The 17,012-nt window shown below is 64.0% G+C and carries 20 protein-coding genes and 1 pseudogene; 14 read left to right on the top strand and 7 right to left on the bottom strand.

Annotation, left to right across the window (positions count from 1 at the left end):
• Positions 1–47: 47 nt before the first annotated feature.
• Positions 48–665, bottom strand: a complete 618-nt coding sequence (locus NKI88_RS26425; RefSeq protein WP_352658330.1) for a LysE family translocator — start codon at positions 663–665, stop codon at positions 48–50.
• A 178-nt stretch (positions 666–843) separates the two neighbouring features.
• Between NKI88_RS26425 and NKI88_RS26420 the strand changes: the two genes are divergently transcribed.
• Positions 844–1,749: a hypothetical protein gene (locus NKI88_RS26420; protein WP_352658328.1), complete on the top strand. Its 906-nt coding sequence runs from the start codon at positions 844–846 to the stop codon at positions 1,747–1,749.
• 24 nt (positions 1,750–1,773) lie between these two features.
• Here NKI88_RS26420 and NKI88_RS26415 read toward each other — a convergent pair whose 3' ends face one another.
• The 3 genes from NKI88_RS26415 to hrcA all read right to left on the bottom strand — a co-directional run bounded on the left by NKI88_RS26415 (position 1,774) and on the right by hrcA (position 4,552).
• A complete protein-coding gene (locus tag NKI88_RS26415; protein WP_023692949.1) occupies positions 1,774–3,123 on the bottom strand; it encodes a PQQ-dependent sugar dehydrogenase in 1,350 nt (449 codons plus the stop codon).
• A 106-nt stretch (positions 3,124–3,229) separates the two neighbouring features.
• Positions 3,230–3,430 carry a hypothetical protein gene (locus NKI88_RS26410; protein ID WP_023672050.1) on the bottom strand — a complete coding sequence of 67 codons (201 nt, stop codon included), beginning with the start codon at positions 3,428–3,430 and terminating at the stop codon, positions 3,230–3,232.
• A gap of 36 nt (positions 3,431–3,466) precedes the next feature.
• Positions 3,467–4,552, bottom strand: a complete 1,086-nt coding sequence (gene hrcA, locus NKI88_RS26405; protein ID WP_023805846.1) for a heat-inducible transcriptional repressor HrcA — start codon at positions 4,550–4,552, stop codon at positions 3,467–3,469.
• Positions 4,553–4,700: 148 nt separating this feature from the next.
• On the opposite strand from hrcA, the gene rph reads away from it, so the two are divergent.
• From rph to NKI88_RS26375, 6 genes and pseudogenes are all read left to right on the top strand, one after another.
• Positions 4,701–5,417 carry a ribonuclease PH gene (rph, locus tag NKI88_RS26400; RefSeq protein WP_023672052.1) on the top strand — a complete coding sequence of 239 codons (717 nt, stop codon included), beginning with the start codon at positions 4,701–4,703 and terminating at the stop codon, positions 5,415–5,417.
• A gap of 190 nt (positions 5,418–5,607) precedes the next feature.
• Entirely contained in the window at positions 5,608–6,018 is a 411-nt protein-coding gene (locus tag NKI88_RS26395) for a VOC family protein (protein WP_023692947.1), read from the top strand.
• Entirely contained in the window at positions 6,018–6,665 is a 648-nt protein-coding gene (gene rdgB, locus NKI88_RS26390) for an RdgB/HAM1 family non-canonical purine NTP pyrophosphatase (protein WP_023692946.1), read from the top strand. Before NKI88_RS26395 ends, rdgB begins: the two co-directional genes overlap by 1 nt.
• Complete coding sequence (gene hemW, locus NKI88_RS26385) at positions 6,665–7,822, top strand: radical SAM family heme chaperone HemW (RefSeq protein ID WP_023681230.1); 1,158 nt, start codon at positions 6,665–6,667, stop codon at positions 7,820–7,822. Before rdgB ends, hemW begins: the two co-directional genes overlap by 1 nt.
• Positions 7,823–7,893: 71 nt before the next feature.
• Entirely contained in the window at positions 7,894–8,262 is a 369-nt protein-coding gene (locus NKI88_RS26380; protein WP_155923877.1) for a hypothetical protein, read from the top strand.
• Between the two features lie 3 nt (positions 8,263–8,265).
• A pseudogene (locus tag NKI88_RS26375) lies at positions 8,266–8,588 on the top strand (low molecular weight protein tyrosine phosphatase family protein).
• A gap of 113 nt (positions 8,589–8,701) precedes the next feature.
• On the opposite strand, the gene NKI88_RS26370 reads toward NKI88_RS26375, so the two are convergent.
• Both NKI88_RS26370 and NKI88_RS26365 read right to left on the bottom strand, forming a co-directional pair.
• Positions 8,702–8,890, bottom strand: coding sequence for a hypothetical protein (locus NKI88_RS26370; RefSeq protein WP_023672058.1), 189 nt, complete (start codon positions 8,888–8,890; stop codon positions 8,702–8,704).
• A gap of 7 nt (positions 8,891–8,897) precedes the next feature.
• Positions 8,898–9,083 (bottom strand): hypothetical protein, encoded by a 186-nt coding sequence (locus NKI88_RS26365; protein WP_023672059.1) that lies wholly within the window; start codon positions 9,081–9,083, stop codon positions 8,898–8,900.
• A gap of 172 nt (positions 9,084–9,255) precedes the next feature.
• On the opposite strand from NKI88_RS26365, the gene rsmI reads away from it, so the two are divergent.
• Both rsmI and NKI88_RS26355 read left to right on the top strand, forming a co-directional pair.
• A complete protein-coding gene (gene rsmI / locus NKI88_RS26360) occupies positions 9,256–10,164 on the top strand; it encodes a 16S rRNA (cytidine(1402)-2'-O)-methyltransferase (RefSeq protein ID WP_023672060.1) in 909 nt (302 codons plus the stop codon).
• Positions 10,157–10,534, top strand: coding sequence for a YraN family protein (locus NKI88_RS26355; protein ID WP_023692944.1), 378 nt, complete (start codon positions 10,157–10,159; stop codon positions 10,532–10,534). The genes rsmI and NKI88_RS26355 overlap by 8 nt, the downstream gene beginning before the upstream one ends.
• A gap of 143 nt (positions 10,535–10,677) precedes the next feature.
• Here the strand turns inward: NKI88_RS26355 and NKI88_RS26350 are convergent, their stop codons facing one another.
• Positions 10,678–11,484 (bottom strand): undecaprenyl-diphosphate phosphatase, encoded by an 807-nt coding sequence (locus NKI88_RS26350; RefSeq protein ID WP_023692943.1) that lies wholly within the window; start codon positions 11,482–11,484, stop codon positions 10,678–10,680.
• Positions 11,485–11,653: 169 nt separating this feature from the next.
• On the opposite strand from NKI88_RS26350, the gene NKI88_RS26345 reads away from it, so the two are divergent.
• The 5 genes from NKI88_RS26345 (at position 11,654) to NKI88_RS26325 (ending at position 16,740) form a co-directional block, all read left to right on the top strand.
• Positions 11,654–12,346, top strand: a complete 693-nt coding sequence (locus tag NKI88_RS26345) for a glutathione S-transferase family protein (RefSeq protein WP_023822350.1) — start codon at positions 11,654–11,656, stop codon at positions 12,344–12,346.
• Entirely contained in the window at positions 12,327–13,481 is a 1,155-nt protein-coding gene (gene queG / locus NKI88_RS26340; protein ID WP_352658323.1) for a tRNA epoxyqueuosine(34) reductase QueG, read from the top strand. Before NKI88_RS26345 ends, queG begins: the two co-directional genes overlap by 20 nt.
• On the top strand, positions 13,478–14,407 hold the full coding sequence (locus tag NKI88_RS26335) for an SDR family oxidoreductase (RefSeq protein WP_023710340.1): 930 nt from the start codon (positions 13,478–13,480) through the stop codon (positions 14,405–14,407). Before queG ends, NKI88_RS26335 begins: the two co-directional genes overlap by 4 nt.
• Positions 14,408–14,453: 46 nt before the next feature.
• On the top strand, positions 14,454–15,536 hold the full coding sequence (gene mepA, locus NKI88_RS26330; protein WP_502909493.1) for a penicillin-insensitive murein endopeptidase: 1,083 nt from the start codon (positions 14,454–14,456) through the stop codon (positions 15,534–15,536).
• A gap of 184 nt (positions 15,537–15,720) precedes the next feature.
• On the top strand, positions 15,721–16,740 hold the full coding sequence (locus NKI88_RS26325; RefSeq protein ID WP_023834552.1) for a glucokinase: 1,020 nt from the start codon (positions 15,721–15,723) through the stop codon (positions 16,738–16,740).
• Positions 16,741–17,012 lie beyond the last annotated feature (272 nt).

Below are 17,012 nucleotides of genomic sequence, written 5' to 3'. Positions count from 1 at the left end.
CGTTTTCCGGATGGACCGATCGGCGGAATGGATGGGCCTGAACCGATCTACTGACGTGCGGCAATGGCAGCGGCCGCGCCCACCATGAAGCCGGCGGCGGTGCGGTTCAGCGCCTTCAGCGCGCGTGGCGATTTCAGGAACCAGCGCGCCTTGGCGGCCAGCGCAAGATATGGCACCAGCACCACGAAGAGCACAATGACGGTGAGCGCGACCAGGATGCCGTAGTCGGCGAGCGTGATGGTCTTCAGGTCGACGATGGTCGGCGTGATGGCGAGGTAGAAGATCATCGTTTTCGGGTTGCCCAGCGTGACGGTGAGGCCGGCAAGGAAGCTCGATACCAGGCCGCCCTTGCCTTTCCTGGCCTCGACAGTCTCGGGCGTGATCCCGGCCGTCCAGAAACGCCAGCTGAGGAAGGCGAGATAGGAGACGCCCAGCCATTTGATGGCGAGAAACACCATGCCGAAGCTTTGCGCGACAAAGGCAAGGCCGAGCACCACTGCGGTGAGATAAATGAGGTCGCCGAGCATCAGGCCGAACGACATCGCCAGCGATGAGCGGAAGCCGGATCCGAGCGCCCGCGCCACAAGCGCGGTGATGCCGGGGCCGGGAATGGCGGCGGCGATGCCCAGCGCAGCACTATAGGCAAGGAAGCCGGTGAGGGTCATGACGGTCGCACCTCGTGAAACGACTCTGATGCCATGAAAGCCTGCAACGGCAAAAAGGATTCGATTGCGCCAAGCAGGACATGAAAGCCGGTCGTCATCACCTGAAAGCGAGAGATGGTTCACTTACGCCCCGAAGGCGGTCGGCTATCTCGCATGGCTCCGAACGGCAGGAGCACCCATGTTAGCCAAAAGACTTCACATCCAGCTCATGAAGTGGATGCCCAACAACTATTCCGAAGCACGCGGTCACGTCCACGAGCTGGAATGGTATCTGTGGTTCGAGGGGCGTCAGGCTTTCAGCCTGTTCGACAAGGGCGATAGCGATGTCGTTCCGCAGACTGGATATTTTACCGACAGCCGGGACCCTGGCGCTCACCCCATTCGTCCGATGATCTATCCGCTGGTCGTCAACAACCGGTTCAAGGTGCGGCTGGTGGCGATCGAGCGTGACGGACCGCAAAAGATAGACCCCGACGACACCGCCAAAGGCGAATTCTACATCGACCTCGACATCAAATATCCGCCGGTCTCCGACTGGCGCATCATCGCTGCCGATCCGCGCAATACCGACCTCAACGTGGAAGCGTCGTTCCAGCTGCAATGGCTGGATTATGTCGATACCGCCGAGATTGCCGAGGATGGCCCGCCACGCATCATCGACAAGTCCAATTATCCCTATCCCTGGGGCGCCAATGTGATGGTGTTCGAGCACTGGCTCGGGCTTGGCCGCAAGGCGCCGCTCAAACTCATCGACCCGAACCGCGCATCGCGCCGCGAATACTGGATGATCAATGGCAATGCGGCCCGGCGCATGGTGCAGGACCTCTATCGCTTCCACATCAACCAACTGGGCGTCGCCAACGACACCATCAGCAGTGTTTACGTGCCGAAGCTCAATGCCGGCCACGTCACGGTGAGCCTTTACGAGCACGATTTCAGCGACAGCCGCTTCGCGCAAGGGGCGAAGAAGTCCTTCGGCTCGGTCGGGCTCTTCAATCTCAGGGATACCGGTTTTGATGACCGCGTCTCATCGGCCGAGGTGATCCATACCTATCCCAAGGTGATCCATCGGGACGTGCATTAGGGCCGGATTGCGCTGTTCGCCGGCTCAGGATGGGCCATCGACATGGGTGATGCGCCAGATGGTGCCGTTGCCATCCTCGGTGACGATAAGCGCGCCGTCCTTGGCCACCGCGACGCCGACCGGCCGGCCCCAGACGGCGTCGTCGGAGAGGACGAAGCCGGTGATGAAATCCTGGTACTCGCCGGTCGGCTTGCCGTCGCTGAATCTCAGCCGCACCACCTTGTAGCCGGTCCTCATACCACGGTTCCAGGAGCCGTGCAGGGCGACGAAGGCGTCACCCTTGTACTCTGCCGGGAAATTGCCGCCGTCATAGAAGGCGATGTTGAGCGGCGCCGAATGCGCCTGCATCAGCACGTCGGGCACGGTGACCGAGCCGGCGAGGTCTGGGCGCGCGCCCTCGTGACGCGGGTCCTCGTTGGCGCCGATATAATACCAGGGCCAGCCATAGAAGGCGCCGTCCTTGACTGAGGTGGCATATTCGAACGGCACATCGTCGCCGAGACCGTCGCGCTCGTTGACGACACACCACAGCGCGCCGGTGGCCGGCTGCACGGTCATGCCCGAGCAATTGCGCAGGCCGGTAGCGAGGATGCGGCCATTCTTGCCGTCGGGGCCGAAGGCCAGCACGTCGGCACGGCCATCCTCGGAACCCCAGGTGGCGCCGAGTGGCTGTGATTTTGCCCAGGCGTCAAGGCCGCCCTTCGGTGCCTTCTGCATGCCCTCCGCGACGTTCGATCCGGAGCCGACCGAGAGATACAGCGTCTTCCCGTCCGGCGAGAAGGCGATATCGCGGGTCCAGTGGCCGCCGGTAGGGATGTCGGAGACAATCGTCTCCGGTTCGCCGGAGGCTTTAAGGTCGCCGTCGCGATAGGCGTAGCGGACCACGCTGTCGTTGTTGGCGACGTAGACCCATTGCGGCTTGTCGCCAGGCGGGTAGAAGGCGATGCCATAGGGCTGGTTTAGATTGTCGGCAAAAATGCCCTCTTCGGCCGGCTTCGCGCTACCCTTGGCCAGCCGATAGACGCGGATCTGGTTGGCGTCACTGTCGGCGACGAACAGGTCGCCGTTCGGCGCCACGCGCACGACCCGCGGATTGGAAATGCCGGAAGCAACCAGTTCGGCCGAAAACCCAGGCGGCAGGACGGGCTTCGCGCCCTCGGGCCGATCGCCGAGGCCGGCGCTGTTGGAGGCGGATCCGGTGATGTTGGGTCTTTTCAGATCATCCGGCCTAATCAGCCGGCGCACACCTGGCTTGTCGGCCTTCCAGTCGCCGAAAGCGTCCTTGCCGGTCAGCAGCAGTTGATCAGCCTGCTGGGCGAAGGCGCTGGTGGCCAGAAGCAGGGCAAGGCCTGCGAAGCCGGCAATCCGGATCATGCTGTTCTCCTCGAACTCGCGCCGGTCGGCGCGTCACGACAAGGGAGATATTGTGCGGCCGCCGCAAAAGAGAAGCGTGCGCGCGCAGATTCGACGAGAGAACCGCTCAACTTTCCTCTTCGACGTCCAGATCGTCGTCGAGACGCTTTTCCAATGCGACGAGATCTTCCGGCAGCGGCAAGCCCATGGCGCGCATTTCGCGCAGTTTTTCGCGCAGCTGCTCCTGGATTTCGTGCTCGTCCTCCGGCTGGTTGACCATTTCTTCGAGCAGCATGCTGATCTGGGCCTTGAACGATTCAAGCGCCATTCTGCGCCCTCCTTTACGGTGATCCCGGCTTCGGAATTATCTTAACATCCGGGTAATCAATTGGGCCGTGTAGTCGACCATCGGCACGATGCGGGCATAATTCAGCCTGGTCGGGCCGATGACGCCGAGCGCGCCGACGACGCGGGCGTCCTTGTCGCGGTAAGGTGCCACGACCAGCGACGAGCCGGAGAGCGAGAACAGCTTGTTTTCCGAGCCGATGAAGATCCGCACGCCGGGGCCGTCCTCGGCGAGGTCGAGCAGCTGGATCAGCCCGTCCTGCGTCTCCAGATCCTCGAACAGGTGGCGCAGCAATTCGATATCGGCCTGGGCGGTGACGTTTTCGAGCAAATTGGCGCGGCCGCGCACGATAAGGCGCGCCGGCAGGCCGCTGTCGGCGCCGGCCCACACCGCCAGGCCTTTCTCGACCAGGTCCTGCGACAACGTGTCCAGCGCTGCCCGGGTCTCGTCCTTGATACGGGCGATCTCGATGCGCGCCTCGGCGAGCGTGCGGCCCCTGATATTGGCGTTGAGGAAGTTGGAGGCCTCGTGCAGCTGCGACACGGTGATGCCGGCCGGCAGGTCGACGACGCGGTTCTCGACATCGCCATTCTGCGACACCATCACCGCCAGCGCCTTGGTCGGCTCGAGCTGGATGAACTCGATGTGCTTCAGCGCCACCTCGTTCTTGGTGGCGAGCACCAGGCCGGCGCCGCGCGACATGCCCGACAGCATCTGGCTGGCCTCGGTCAGCATGTGTTCCAGCGTCGCGCCCGAGCCGGAGGCGCGCACCTGCGCCTCGATGACCCGGCGTTCCTCGTCGGAGAGATCGCCAAGCTCCATGAAGGCATCGACGAAGAATCGCAGGCCGGTCTGAGTCGGCAGGCGCCCGGCCGAGATGTGCGGGGCATAGATCAGGCCGAGATGCTCGAGGTCGCTCATCACGTTGCGGATGGTGGCCGGCGACAGCGACGACGGCAGGATGCGCGACAGGCTGCGCGATCCCACAGGCTCACCGTCCTTCAAATAGGATTCGACGATGCGCCTAAAAATGTCGCGCGAACGCATGTCGAGCGATTGCAGCGCGGGCGCCAGCAGACTGGGTTCGGTGACTGCCTTGGTCATTCGAGCCAAAAACCTCCGGCCCAAGGATATAGACTTCCATCGCTCCCGCGCAACCCGGCGTCTATATGGGGCCTTTTCCTTTGCGCCATGGGCTGCATGCGTCTACAAGCCGCCGACGCAACCGTAAAAAGAACAGAAAGAGGCCTCGATGCGCCCTTCCAAACGCCAAGCCGACGAAATGCGCGCCATCTCCTTCGAGCGCGGCGTCTCCAAACACGCCGAGGGCTCGTGCCTGGTGAAATTCGGCGACACGCATGTGTTGTGCACGGCGAGCCTGGAGGAAAAGGTGCCGGGCTGGATGCGCAATTCCGGCAAGGGCTGGGTGACGGCGGAATACGGCATGCTGCCGCGTTCGACCGGCGAGCGCATGCGCCGTGAAGCCTCGGCCGGCAAGCAAGGCGGCCGCACGCTGGAAATCCAGCGGCTGATCGGCCGCTCCTTGCGCGCCGTTGTCGACCTGCAGGCACTGGGCGAACAGCAGATCACCGTCGACTGCGACGTCATCCAGGCCGATGGCGGCACCCGCACGGCCTCGATCACCGGCGGCTGGGTGGCGCTCTACGATTGCCTGCGCTGGATGGAAGCGCGGCAGATGGCCAGTGTTGCCAAGGTGCTGAAGGACCATGTCGCGGCAATTTCCTGCGGCATCCATGACGGCCAGCCGGTCATCGACCTCGACTACATCGAGGATTCATCTGCCGGCACCGACGCCAATTTCGTCATGACCGGCAAGGGCGGCATCGTCGAGATCCAGGGCACCGCCGAGGGCGAGCCTTTCTCGGAAGGGCAGTTCGCGGAGCTGATGGGCCTTGCCAAGAAGGGCATTCAGCGGCTGGTGAGCTTGCAGCAGATGGCTGTGGCTTGATTGAATTTAACGTGATGACGTCGGCGATCCTTCACACCCCCCTCTGGCCTGCCGGCCATCTCCCCCGCAAGGGGGGAGATCAGAGGTCGCTACCGTTTTCGCCAACCATCAACGTTGAGACGCCGCCAGCGGAACTGCCAATCTCCCCCCTTGCGGGGGGGATGCCCGGCAGGGCAGAGGGGGGTGCCTGATGCAACCCTCCGCTATTCTTGAGTCAGCGCTTTACGTCACGGATCTCGCCGCTGCCGAAGCCTTCTACTCCAACGTCCTCGGCCTCCCTCTCCTCGGCAAGGTCGACGGCCGCCATCTCTTCTTCCGCTGCGGCCCGGGCGTGCTGCTCATCTTCAACGCCGAAGCCACCAAAATCCCGCCGGCGCCCGACGCGCGGCTGAAAGTGCCGCCGCATGGCACGGTCGGCGAGGGCCATCTCTGCTTTGCCGCAAGTGAGGATGAACTCGCACAGTGGAAGGCGCAACTTGAGGCGAAAAACATCGCCATCGAAAGCGAATTCGAATGGCCGCAGGGCGGGCGCTCGATCTACATACGCGACCCCTCGGGCAATTCGATCGAATTCGCCGAGCCAAGGATCTGGGGCCTTTGATGCATTCTCTCGATGGAAAGAAGATCGTCGTTGCCAGCCACAATGAAGGCAAGCTGCGCGAATTCGCCGATTTGATGGGTCCGTTCGGCTTCGAGGCGAAGTCGGCCAAGGACTACGGCCTGCCGGAACCGGAGGAGACCGGCACCACCTTCGAGGAAAACGCCTACATCAAGGCCTTCGCCGCGGCTAAGGCGACCGGCCTGCCGGCGCTGTCGGACGATTCGGGCCTGTGCGTCGACGCGCTCGACGGCGCCCCCGGCGTCTACACCGCCAATTGGGCCGAAGCTCCCGATGGCAGCCGCGACTTCGGGATGGCCATGCAGCGCACCGAAGTGGCCTTGCAGGAGGTCGGCGCCGCCAAGCCAGCGCAGCGCAAGGGGCGGTTCGTCGCCGTCATCTGCCTGGCCTTCCCCAATGGCGAGGCTGAATATTATCGCGGCGAAGCTGAGGGAACGCTGGTGTGGCCGCCGCGCGGCGAACTGGGCTTCGGCTACGACCCGGTGTTTTTGCCCGACGGTTTCGACAAGACGTTCGGCGAGATGAGCGCTGAGGAAAAACACGGCTGGAAGCCCGGTCAGCCGACGGCGCTGTCGCACCGCGCCCGCGCCTTCCAGAAATTCGCCCGCGCCAGGTTAGGCTCAGCTTAATGTCGCTGGACCGCAGCCCGGGCTTCGGGGTCTACATCCATTGGCCGTTCTGCGCCGCCAAATGCCCGTATTGCGACTTCAACAGCCATGTCCGTCACCAGCCGGTCGACCAGGAGCGCTTTGCCCGCGCCTTCGAGAACGAGCTGAAGACCATGAGCGAGCGGACCGGGCCGCGCGAAGTGACCAGTATCTTTCTCGGCGGCGGCACACCGTCGCTGATGCAGCCGCAGACGGTGGCGGCGGTGCTGGACGCCGTGGCGAAGAACTGGACGGTGCCCGACGGCATCGAGGTGACGCTGGAAGCCAATCCGTCCTCGGTCGAGGCCGAGCGATTTCGCGGCTACCGCGCCGCCGGCGTCAACCGTGTGTCGCTCGGCGTGCAGGCGCTGAACGACAAGGATCTGCGCTTCCTCGGCCGGCTGCACAATGTCGACGAGGCGCTGCATGCAATTGGCCTGGCACGGGACATATTCCCAAGACTTTCCTTCGACCTGATCTACGCCCGCCCCGGCCAGACGCTGGATGACTGGCAGGCGGAGCTCGAACAGGCGATCGGCCATGCCGCCGACCATCTGTCGCTCTACCAGCTGACCATCGAGGAAGGCACGCCGTTCCATGCCCTTCATGCGGCGAACAAATTCATCATCCCCGATAATGACCGGGCCGCCGATCTCTATGCGCTGACGCAGGAGATCACCGCAGCGCATGGCCTGCCGGCCTATGAGATTTCCAACCACGCCAGGCCGGGCGCCGAGAGCCGGCACAATCTGACCTATTGGCGCTATGGCGAATATGTCGGCGTCGGACCGGGCGCGCATGGCCGCTTTATCGAGAACGGCCACCGCACCGTGACGATCGCCGAGCGGATGCCGGAGACCTGGGCCAATCTGGTGGAGGCCAGGGGCCATGGCGTCACCGGCGGCGAGATCCTGACGCGCTCCGAAGAGGCCGACGAGTTCCTGCTGATGGGGCTGAGGTTGGCCGAAGGCATCGACCTTTCCCGCTACGAGGCGTTTTCCGGGCGCGGCCTGTCGAGCGCCCGGCTGACCGTGCTGCAGGATGAGGGGCTGGTGGCGCCGATCGGCAATGCCAGGCTACGCGCCACGCCAGCCGGCATGATCGTGCTCGATGCCGTGGTGGCGGATTTGGCGCGGTGAGCCCACAGGGCAAATGGCCGGGCTGTTGGACGATTTATCGGCTTGAGCAAGGATGTTAGAAAGTCGACTTGTTGAACCGCTGGCGTGCCAGCGCCGCATCCGAGGTGACTCCTGCGATGACGTTCCTGATCCACGAGACCTTGATGACATTGAACACGGATGATGTGTTCGAGTTTGGATTGACCGAAATCTTGAGATCTCCAGAGCAAGACGACCTCTTTGAGGCTCAGGCGATTTTCATCAGGAACGCAACGGTCACATCGAAACTAAAATTGACCCACTTGAGCGAATTCAGCGTTGTCCTCAGTTTCATAACATATATTGGAAACAAGCTTCGCGGAATCGCCAAGGATGAGTTGCTCGAGTTTGATCTGAATGGACTCACATTTGATCAGTACATCCCTCTCAGCAAAAATCTGCGTAAGATCTGGGATGAGTAGTCGGTGAAGAACGTCCTGTTCGTCTGCAGCCAGAACCGCTTGCGCAGCCCGACCGCCGAGCAGGTGTTCTCCAAACGTAGGGATATCGAGGTCGAGTCGGCCGGCACCAATCACGATGCAGACACGCCGCTGACGCATGAACTGGTCGCCTGGGCCGACATCGTCTTCGTGATGGAAAAAGCGCACCGCACCAAGCTGCAGAAGAATTCAAGGAGAGCCTGAAGAAGGCCCGCGTCATCTGCCTCGACATCCCGGATGACTACGGATCCATGGATCCGGAGTTGATCGACCTTCTGAAGGCACGGGCTTCGCGATATCTCGATTGAACTATGGGGGCTTCGCAACCACGCGTTCGTCATCCTCGAGTCTGCGCCGCGTCGCTTCGCTCCTTGCTCGCCCGTGATGACGAAGTGAGGGTGGTCCTCGCCAATCGCGAAGGTCAAGCGTCGTGCTTGAAGCGGCGCTTGCCGCGGTGTTTCTCGGCATGCGCCTCTCCGGTCCGGGCCGGCTTGGCGTCGCTCTTGTCCCGGCGGACGCTGTTCTGGTCGTTCATCGGATGCGGCGGCGCGCCTTCGCGGGCGCTCTTCGTTTCAAGACGGGTGATGAAGATATCGAAACGATTGGGCATCGTACGGTCAGTGCTCCGTCGTGCTGTCCGGTTTGTTGTCCGAAAGCCTGACATTCGTCGGCAAGGCGGTGGCCGTCCGACTGGCCAGGCCGGTGTCGCTTTCGGCGAGCGCACGCTTGCCCTTTCGCGCAGTGAAGCGCTTGCGCTCGGCATAATAGGGCTCGAAAACGTCCTGCAATTCCAGGCTGTCCATCCTGTCCTCCTCCTCAAGAGACTCAGGTATTCAATCCGCCAGCCACGCTTTCGTTCCCCACTGTGGCAAAGACATGGCCGCCGGGTTACATCGGCGTCAGGTTTGGCCCGACGTTCGGGAGTTTTGCAACCCGGCGCGCGCCATGCCAAACAGGGCGAAATGGAGAGACCCGGTGACCGGCGAGAAACGCAGCTATGTGATCGGGCAGACCGAGATCGCAGTCCGGCCGCTGGCGCCGGCGCTGTATCTGGTGGCGACGCCGATCGGCAATCTCTCCGACATCACGCTGCGCGCGCTGGAAACGCTGGCGGCCGCCGACGTCGTCGCCTGCGAGGACACCCGCGTCTCGCGCGTGCTGCTCGACCGCTACGGCATCCGCCGCCGCACCACGGCCTATCATGAACACAATGCCGGCGAGGCCGGACCGAAGCTGATCGCGGCACTCGAGGCCGGGCAGAGCGTGGCGCTGATTTCGGATGCCGGCACGCCGCTGATCTCCGACCCAGGCTACCGGCTGGTCGGCGAAGCGCTGGAGCGCGGCCTGCGCGTGGTGCCGATCCCCGGCCCATCGGCGCCGCTGGCGGCGCTGACGGCGTCGGGCCTGCCGTCCGACGCCTTCCTGTTTGCCGGGTTTCTGCCGGTGAAATCTGGGCAGCGGCTGACAAAGCTCGAAACGTTCAGGGCGGTGCCGGCAACGCTGATCTTCTTCGAGTCGCCGCGTCGGCTGGCCGAAACGCTGGTCGCCATGGTCGAGGCGTTGGGCGGCGCGCGCAAGGCCGCCATCGGCCGCGAGCTGACCAAGACTTTTGAAGAGATGCGGACGGGAACGCTGCAGGCGCTGGCCGACCACTATGCGGCGGCTGACACGCCGAAGGGCGAGATCGTCATCTGCGTCGGGCCCGCCGAGATCAAGCCCGACCAACCCGCCGACATCGACAGGCTGCTGCTGTCGCTGGCCGCCGAAATGCCGGCGTCCAAGGCGGCGGCGGAGGCGGCGAAGATGACTGGCGGGCAGAAGCAGGCGCTTTACCGGCGGCTGCTGGAACTCAGGGATGCGGTTGGAGAAGGCGAAGGTGGCTGAGCGCCCGGCCGCCAGCCGCCAAAAAGCCTATCGGCGCGGCCATCGCGGCGAGTGGCTGGCGGCAGCGGCGCTGATGCTGAAAGGTTATCGCATCCTCGCCCGCCGGCATCGCACCCGCTTCGGCGAGATCGACCTGATCGCCAGGCGCGGCGACCTGGTGCTGTTCGTCGAAGTCAAGGCGCGGCGCACGCTGATGGAAGCGATGGAGGCGATCGGCCACCAATCGGAGCGCCGCATCGAAGGCGCCGCCGACATCTGGCTGTCGCGGCAGCCGGACTACGGCAGATTGTCAATGCGCTTCGACATGATCGCGGTGCTGCCCTGGCGCTGGCCGGTGCATGTCGAGAACGCGTTTTATGGGAGGAGTTAGCGGCCTTTACCCTCCCCCTTGTGGGGAGGGTCGGTGAGCAAGCAACGCGACTCGTCGTTGGCGAAACGGGGCGGGGGTGTGGCGCCCCCACCCCGATCCGCTTTGCGGATCGACCCTCCCCACCACAAGGGGGAGGGTAAAGCTCACCCCCAAATGAAAAGCGCCACCAACCCAACCGCTCCCACCACCAGGCGCCACCAGCCGAACAGCGAATAGCCGTTGCGCGAGACGTAATCGAGCAGGAAGCGCACGACGATCAGCGCGGTAACAAAGGCGGCGATGAAGCCGATGGCGATGATCGGCAGGTCGGCGCTGCTCAGCACGTTGCGGTTCTTGAACAGATCGAAGGCGAAGGCGCCGACCATGGTCGGGATGGCGAGGAAGAAGGAGAATTCCGCCGCCGCGCGCTTGTCGACGCCCAGCAGCAGCGCGCCGACGATGGTCGAACCGGAGCGCGACGTCCCGGGGATCAGCGACAGGCACTGGAACAGGCCGATCTGCAGGTAAAGCCTTGTCGGGAAGCGCTCGACATCGCGGTAGACCGGCTGCAGCTTCATGCGGTCGACGACCAAGAGCACGACGCCGCCGACGATCAGCATGATGCAGATCAGCCTTGGCGATTCGAACAGCACCGTCTTGATGAAATCATGCGCCAGCGCGCCGATGATGGCCGCCGGCAGGAAGGCGATCAGGATGCCGATGACGAAATGCCGCGTCAGCCGGTCATGCGGCAGGTCGAGCAGCATCTGCCACAGGCGGCGGAAATAGACGCTGAGGATCGCCAGGATGGCGCCGAGCTGTATCAGGATCTCGAAGGCCTTGCCGGTGGAATGGAAGCCGAGGAAATGGCCGGCGAGCAGGATATGGCCGGTCGAGGAGACCGGGATGAACTCGGTCAGCCCCTCCAGCAGGCCGAGCAGCAGGGCTTCGACGATGGTGTGGCTATCCATGGCAACCTCGGCATTCAAGGGACGGAAGGAAACGGCTGGCAAAAGGGCTTGCTTGTCACGGCGCGGAAGTCCCCCTATAGGTCGCAGCACCGTGACGGCCGCATGACGGGCCGCCAACACTTACCGGTGCGGACGGCGATTCGCCAGTGCGCCTTAATATCGCGGAATCATGCTGACGCTTTTCCATCACCCGATGTTCGCCACCTGCCGCTTCGTGCGCCTCGCCTTCGGCGAATATGGCGAGGAGCTGGCGCTGATCGAGGAAAAACCGTGGACGCGGCGCAAGGAGTTTTTGGCGCTGAACCCCGCCGGCACCTTGCCTATCCTGCTGGCCGAAGGCGACGTGCCGATCGTCGGCGCCATGGTGATCGCTGAATATCTCGACGAAACACGTGGTGTCCTGAAGCGCGACAAGCGCCTGTTTGCGGAAGACCCGATGCAGCGCGCCGAAATCCGCCGCCTGACCGACTGGTATCTCAACAAGGCCGAGAGCGAAGTGACCCGGCATCTGGTGCGCGAGCGCGTGCTGAAGCCGGTGATGCCGGAAGCGGCGGGCGGCGGTTCCCCCGATTCGGCGGCGATCCGCGCGGCGCGCGCCAACATTCGCCAGCACATGAAGTACACCAACTGGCTGGCCGGCACCCGTCATTGGCTGGCCGGCAGCAAGGTCACCTATGCCGACCTGGCGGCGGCCGCGACGCTGTCGGTGCTGGATTATCTCGGCGAGATCGATTGGCGCGAGCATGCCGCGGCGCGCGAATGGTACACGCGGGTGAAATCGCGGCCGTCCTTCCGGCCGCTGCTCACCGACCGAGTGCGCGGCCTGTCGCCGGTGTCGCATTATGCGGACCTCGACTTCTAGAAGCCAAACCCTGCGCGCGCTGGTCGACGCCGAGGCGCGGCGCGCAGGCTTCGATGCGGTTGCCGTCACCACGCCCGATGCGATCCCGCTGGCACCGGCCAGATTGGCCGAGTTCGTCGCCGATGGTTTTCACGGTTCGATGGCGTGGATTGCGGAGACGCTCCAACGCCGCAGCGAGCCTTCGACGCTGTGGCCCGAGGTGCGCTCGATCATCGTGCTGGCAATGAATTACGGCCCCGACCACGATCCGCGTGCGCTGCAGGCAAGGCGCGATCTCGGTGCGATCTCGGTCTATGCGCAAAACCGCGACTATCACGAGGTGATGAAAGGCCGGCTGAAGGAGATCGCCGGCAAGATCGTGGCGCGGGCCGGCGGCGACGTGAAGGTTTTCGTCGATACGGCCCCGGTTATGGAAAAGCCGCTGGCTGAGGCCGCCGGGCTCGGCTGGCAAGGCAAGCACACCAATCTGGTCAGCCGCGAGCACGGCTCCTGGCTATTTCTCGGCACCATCTTCACCACGGCTGAGCTCACGCCCGATGCGACCGAGGTAGACCATTGCGGTTCCTGCCGCGCCTGTCTCGACGCCTGCCCGACCGATGCCTTTCCGGCGCCCTATCGGCTCGATGCCCGGCGCTGCATCTCCTACCTGACCATCGAGAACAAGGGGCCGATCCCGCAAGAATTCCGCGAAAAGATCGGCAACCGCATCTATGGCTGCGACGATTGCCTTGCCGCCTGCCCGTGGAACAAGTTTGCCCGCGCCGCTTCGGAAGCCAAGCTTGCTGCCCGCGACGAACTGCGCGAGCCGCCGCTGGGCGAGCTGTTGCAGCTAGACGACACGGCGTTCCGGACCTTTTTCTCCGGCTCGCCGATCAAGCGCATCGGCCGCGACCGCTTTGTCCGCAATGTGCTGGTTGCCGCCGGCAATTCCGGCGATGTTTCGCTGGCCGGCCCGGTGCGCGATCTGCTTGGCGATGCCTCGCCGCTGGTGCGCGGCGCGGCGATCTGGGCGCTGTCGCGGCTGGTGCCGGCCGCCGAATTCAACAGGCAGGCGGCGATCTACTCGAACACTGAAACCGACACGACAGTGCGGGGCGAATGGCTGTCCGTATTGCCAATTGAGGCGCACGCATGAGCGAAAAACAGGTTTTTATCTTCGGCGCCGGCTATTCGGGCAAAGCCTTTGCACGGGCCAATGCGGAGGCGATTACGATCTTCGGCACCACGCGCTCGGCCGAGAAATTCGAGGCATTGCGTCAGGCCGGCATCGCGCCGCTGCTGTTTCACGGCGCCCTGACACCTGAAATCGGCGAAACGCTGGAGACCACCACCCATCTTGTCATCTCCGTAGCCCCGGAGGAGGCCGGCGACCCTGTGCTTCTCGCCGCGCGCAAGGCGATCGAGGCGATGCCGGCGCTTCGCTGGATCGGCTATCTCTCGACCGTCGGCGTCTATGGCAATTATGACGGTGCCTGGGTCGATGAAACGGCCGAATGCCGGCCGGTGTCGAAACGCTCGTCGATGCGAGTGGCGGCCGAGCGGGGCTGGCTGCAGCTTGGACTCGAGACCGGCAAGCCGGTGGCCATCCTGCGGCTTTCCGGCATTTACGGGCCGGGTCGCAACGCGCTGGTCAATCTGGAAAACGGCACGGCCAGGCGGCTGGTCAAGCCCGACCAGGTGTTCAACCGCATCCATTGCGACGACATCGCCGGCGCGCTCTGGCACCTCATCGGTGGCAATAGAGGCGGCATTTTCAACATCACCGATGACGAGCCGGCGCCGCCGCAGGATGTCGTCACCTATGCCGCTTCGCTGATGGGCGTCGAGCCGCCGCCGGAGATTCCTTTCGAGACCGCCCAACTTTCGCCCATGGCGCGGTCCTTCTATGGCGAGAACAAGCGCGTCGCCAACGCCGCGATCAAGGCAGCGGGCTACCGGTTCCGCTATCCGGACTACCGCCAGGCGTTCGATCGGATGTGGGCCGACGGCAGCTGGCGCGACGGCGAGCCGCGCAGCCCGATGAAGGTAGATAATCGAAACGCGAGCCCGAGGGTGATATGATTCGATTGTGTTGCGGACTTTTGCAGTGGGGTTCATGACGATTTCGATGCGATCCTTGACCGGCAGACGGCCGTTCCTGACGGCGGCGCTGGCGATCGTGGCGCTGGCCGGGCTGGTGGCGGGCGCAATCACGGCCGAGCCACGGGCAAAAGACCTGTTCGGCGCCAAGAAGCTGCCGGCGGTGGCTGCGGCGCAATCCTTCGGCTTCTATTCAAAGGGCTGCTTCACTGGCGGCGTCGCCATTCCGATGGACGGCCAGAACTGGGAGGTGATGCGTCCCTCGCGCAACCGGCGCTGGGGTCATCCAACGATGATTGCGCTGATCGAGAAACTGTCGCGCGATGCCGCCGCCGACGGCTGGCCGGGGCTTCTGATCGGCGACATCTCTCAGCCGCGCGGCGGGCCGATGCTGACCGGGCACGCCTCGCACCAGATCGGCCTCGACGCCGACATCTGGCTGACGCCGATGCCCGACCGCAAGCTCACCACCCAGGAGCGCGAAAACATCAGCGCCACGCTGATGGTCGACGACAAGACGCATCTGGTGAAGGACAGGCTGTGGAAGCCGATACATACCAAGCTGTTGAAGCGCGCCGCGAGCTATCCGGAAGTCGAGCGCATCCTGGTCAATCCAGGCATCAAGAAGAAGCTGTGCGACACCGTCACCGGCGACCGTACCTGGCTGAGAAAAATCCGGCCGTTCTGGGGCCATGACTATCATTTCCACATCCGCATCGGCTGCCAGCCGGGCTCGCCCAACTGCAAGGGGCAGGAAGCGACGCCCGACGATGACGGCTGCGGCAAGCCGCTGGCCTGGTGGTTTACCGAGGAGCCGTGGCGGCCCAACAAGAACCCGGACGCGCCCACGGCGCGCGACCTGATGACAATGGCGAACCTGCCGAAACAATGCCAGTTCGTGCTCGACCAGCCCGATGCCGACTCGGCCGAAGCCGTCACCTATCGCGGCGGCGGCGTGCCGATCGCCGCCAGGGCGCCGGAACCCGACGCGCCTCCGCCTATTGCGGGCAATGCGGGCGGGTTGCCAAACGCAGCCAACGCATTCACCGCCACGCCGGAGATCGGCATTCCCCTGCCAAGGCGACGGCCGCCGGCAAACGTCGGACAGTGATGGCGAACTGACGCTTTCCCTTTCCGGGGCCATGCGCTAGTCAATCGATTGAACACCGGGCGATTGAACACCGGGCGATTGAACACCGGGCGATTGAAAAACCGGGCGATTGAAAAACCGGGCGATTGAAAAACCGGGCGATTGAAACGGTCGCAACGGCGCCGCAAAGGGGACGAGCAAGAGCATGTCAGGCGACGACGACACCGCGTTGCGGTTTCCAGTGCTGATCGGCGACATCGGCGGCACCAATGCGCGCTTTTCGATCGTGCTCGACGCAAATTCGGAAGCCGGTGAGCCGCATATCGTGCAAACCGCCAATTTCGCCACCATAGACGAGGCGATCCAGGCGGCGGTGCTCGACCGGTCGTCCATCCGGCCGAATTCGGCAGTGCTGGCGATCGCCGGACCAGTCGATGGCGACGAGATCCCGCTTACCAACTGTCCCTGGGTGGTGAAGCCGAAGCAGATGTTTGCCAATCTGGGCCTGGGCGACATCGTCGTGCTCAACGATTTCGAGGCGCAGGCGCTGGCCGTCGTGGCGCTCGGCGAAGAGCATATGGAAAAGATCGGCGGCGGCACGCCGGAGGAGAATGCCGGACGCGTCGTGCTCGGCCCCGGCACCGGCCTCGGCGTCGCCGGGTTGGTTCATGCCCTCCACCACTGGATCCCGGTGCCTGGCGAAGGCGGCCACATGGATATCGGTCCGCGGACGCCGCGCGATTTCGAGGTGTTCCCGCATATCGAAAAGCTGGACGGCCGCATTTCGGGCGAGCAGATCCTGTGCGGGCGCGGTCTGGTCAATGTCTACCGGGCGGTCGCCAAGGCCGACGGCAAGCCGGCGCCGTTCACCACGCCGGCCGAAATCACCGGGGCGGCGCTGGCCAAGACCGACCCGGTTGCCGAGGAAGCGCTGGCGCTGTTCGTCACCTGCCTCGGCCGCACCGCCGGCGACCTCGCGCTGGTGTTCATGAGCCGCGGCGGCGTGTTTTTGACCGGCGGCATCGCGCAAAAGATCGTTCCGGCACTGAAGGAAGGCAATTTCCGTGCCGCCTTCGAGGACAAAGCGCCGCACAGCGCGCTGATGGCCTCGATGCCGGTCTATGTCATCACCCACCCGCTGGCAGCGCTTCTGGGCCTTGCCGCCTATGCCCGCAACCCGTCGCTGTTCGGCGTCCAGACCGCGGGGCGGCGCTGGCGCACGTAATCCATTTCGTCCCGAACATGGGTCTGTTCCTGGAAATGGCTGCCGCTTTCGTGATCCTGACCTCGAGCCGCGACGAAGTTTCGCCATAGGCAAGCCGTAGCCGGGGCGCTAAGAGGGGGCCGAATTCCAGCCTGGCATCCCTAGATGCCGGTTGATTTCAGATCGAATCGACCTGAAATCATCCGGCTCTAAATCAAAGAGATAGAGCATGATGTCGTCCGAAAACCGCTTCACACTTCTCGGCATCATGCTCTAGCAAACCACGAAGCGCC

The sequence above is a fragment of the Mesorhizobium sp. M0317 genome, from assembly GCF_040321555.1.
Classification (GTDB): Bacteria; Pseudomonadota; Alphaproteobacteria; order Rhizobiales; family Rhizobiaceae; genus Mesorhizobium.
This window is presented reverse-complemented; position numbering and strand designations above follow the sequence as displayed.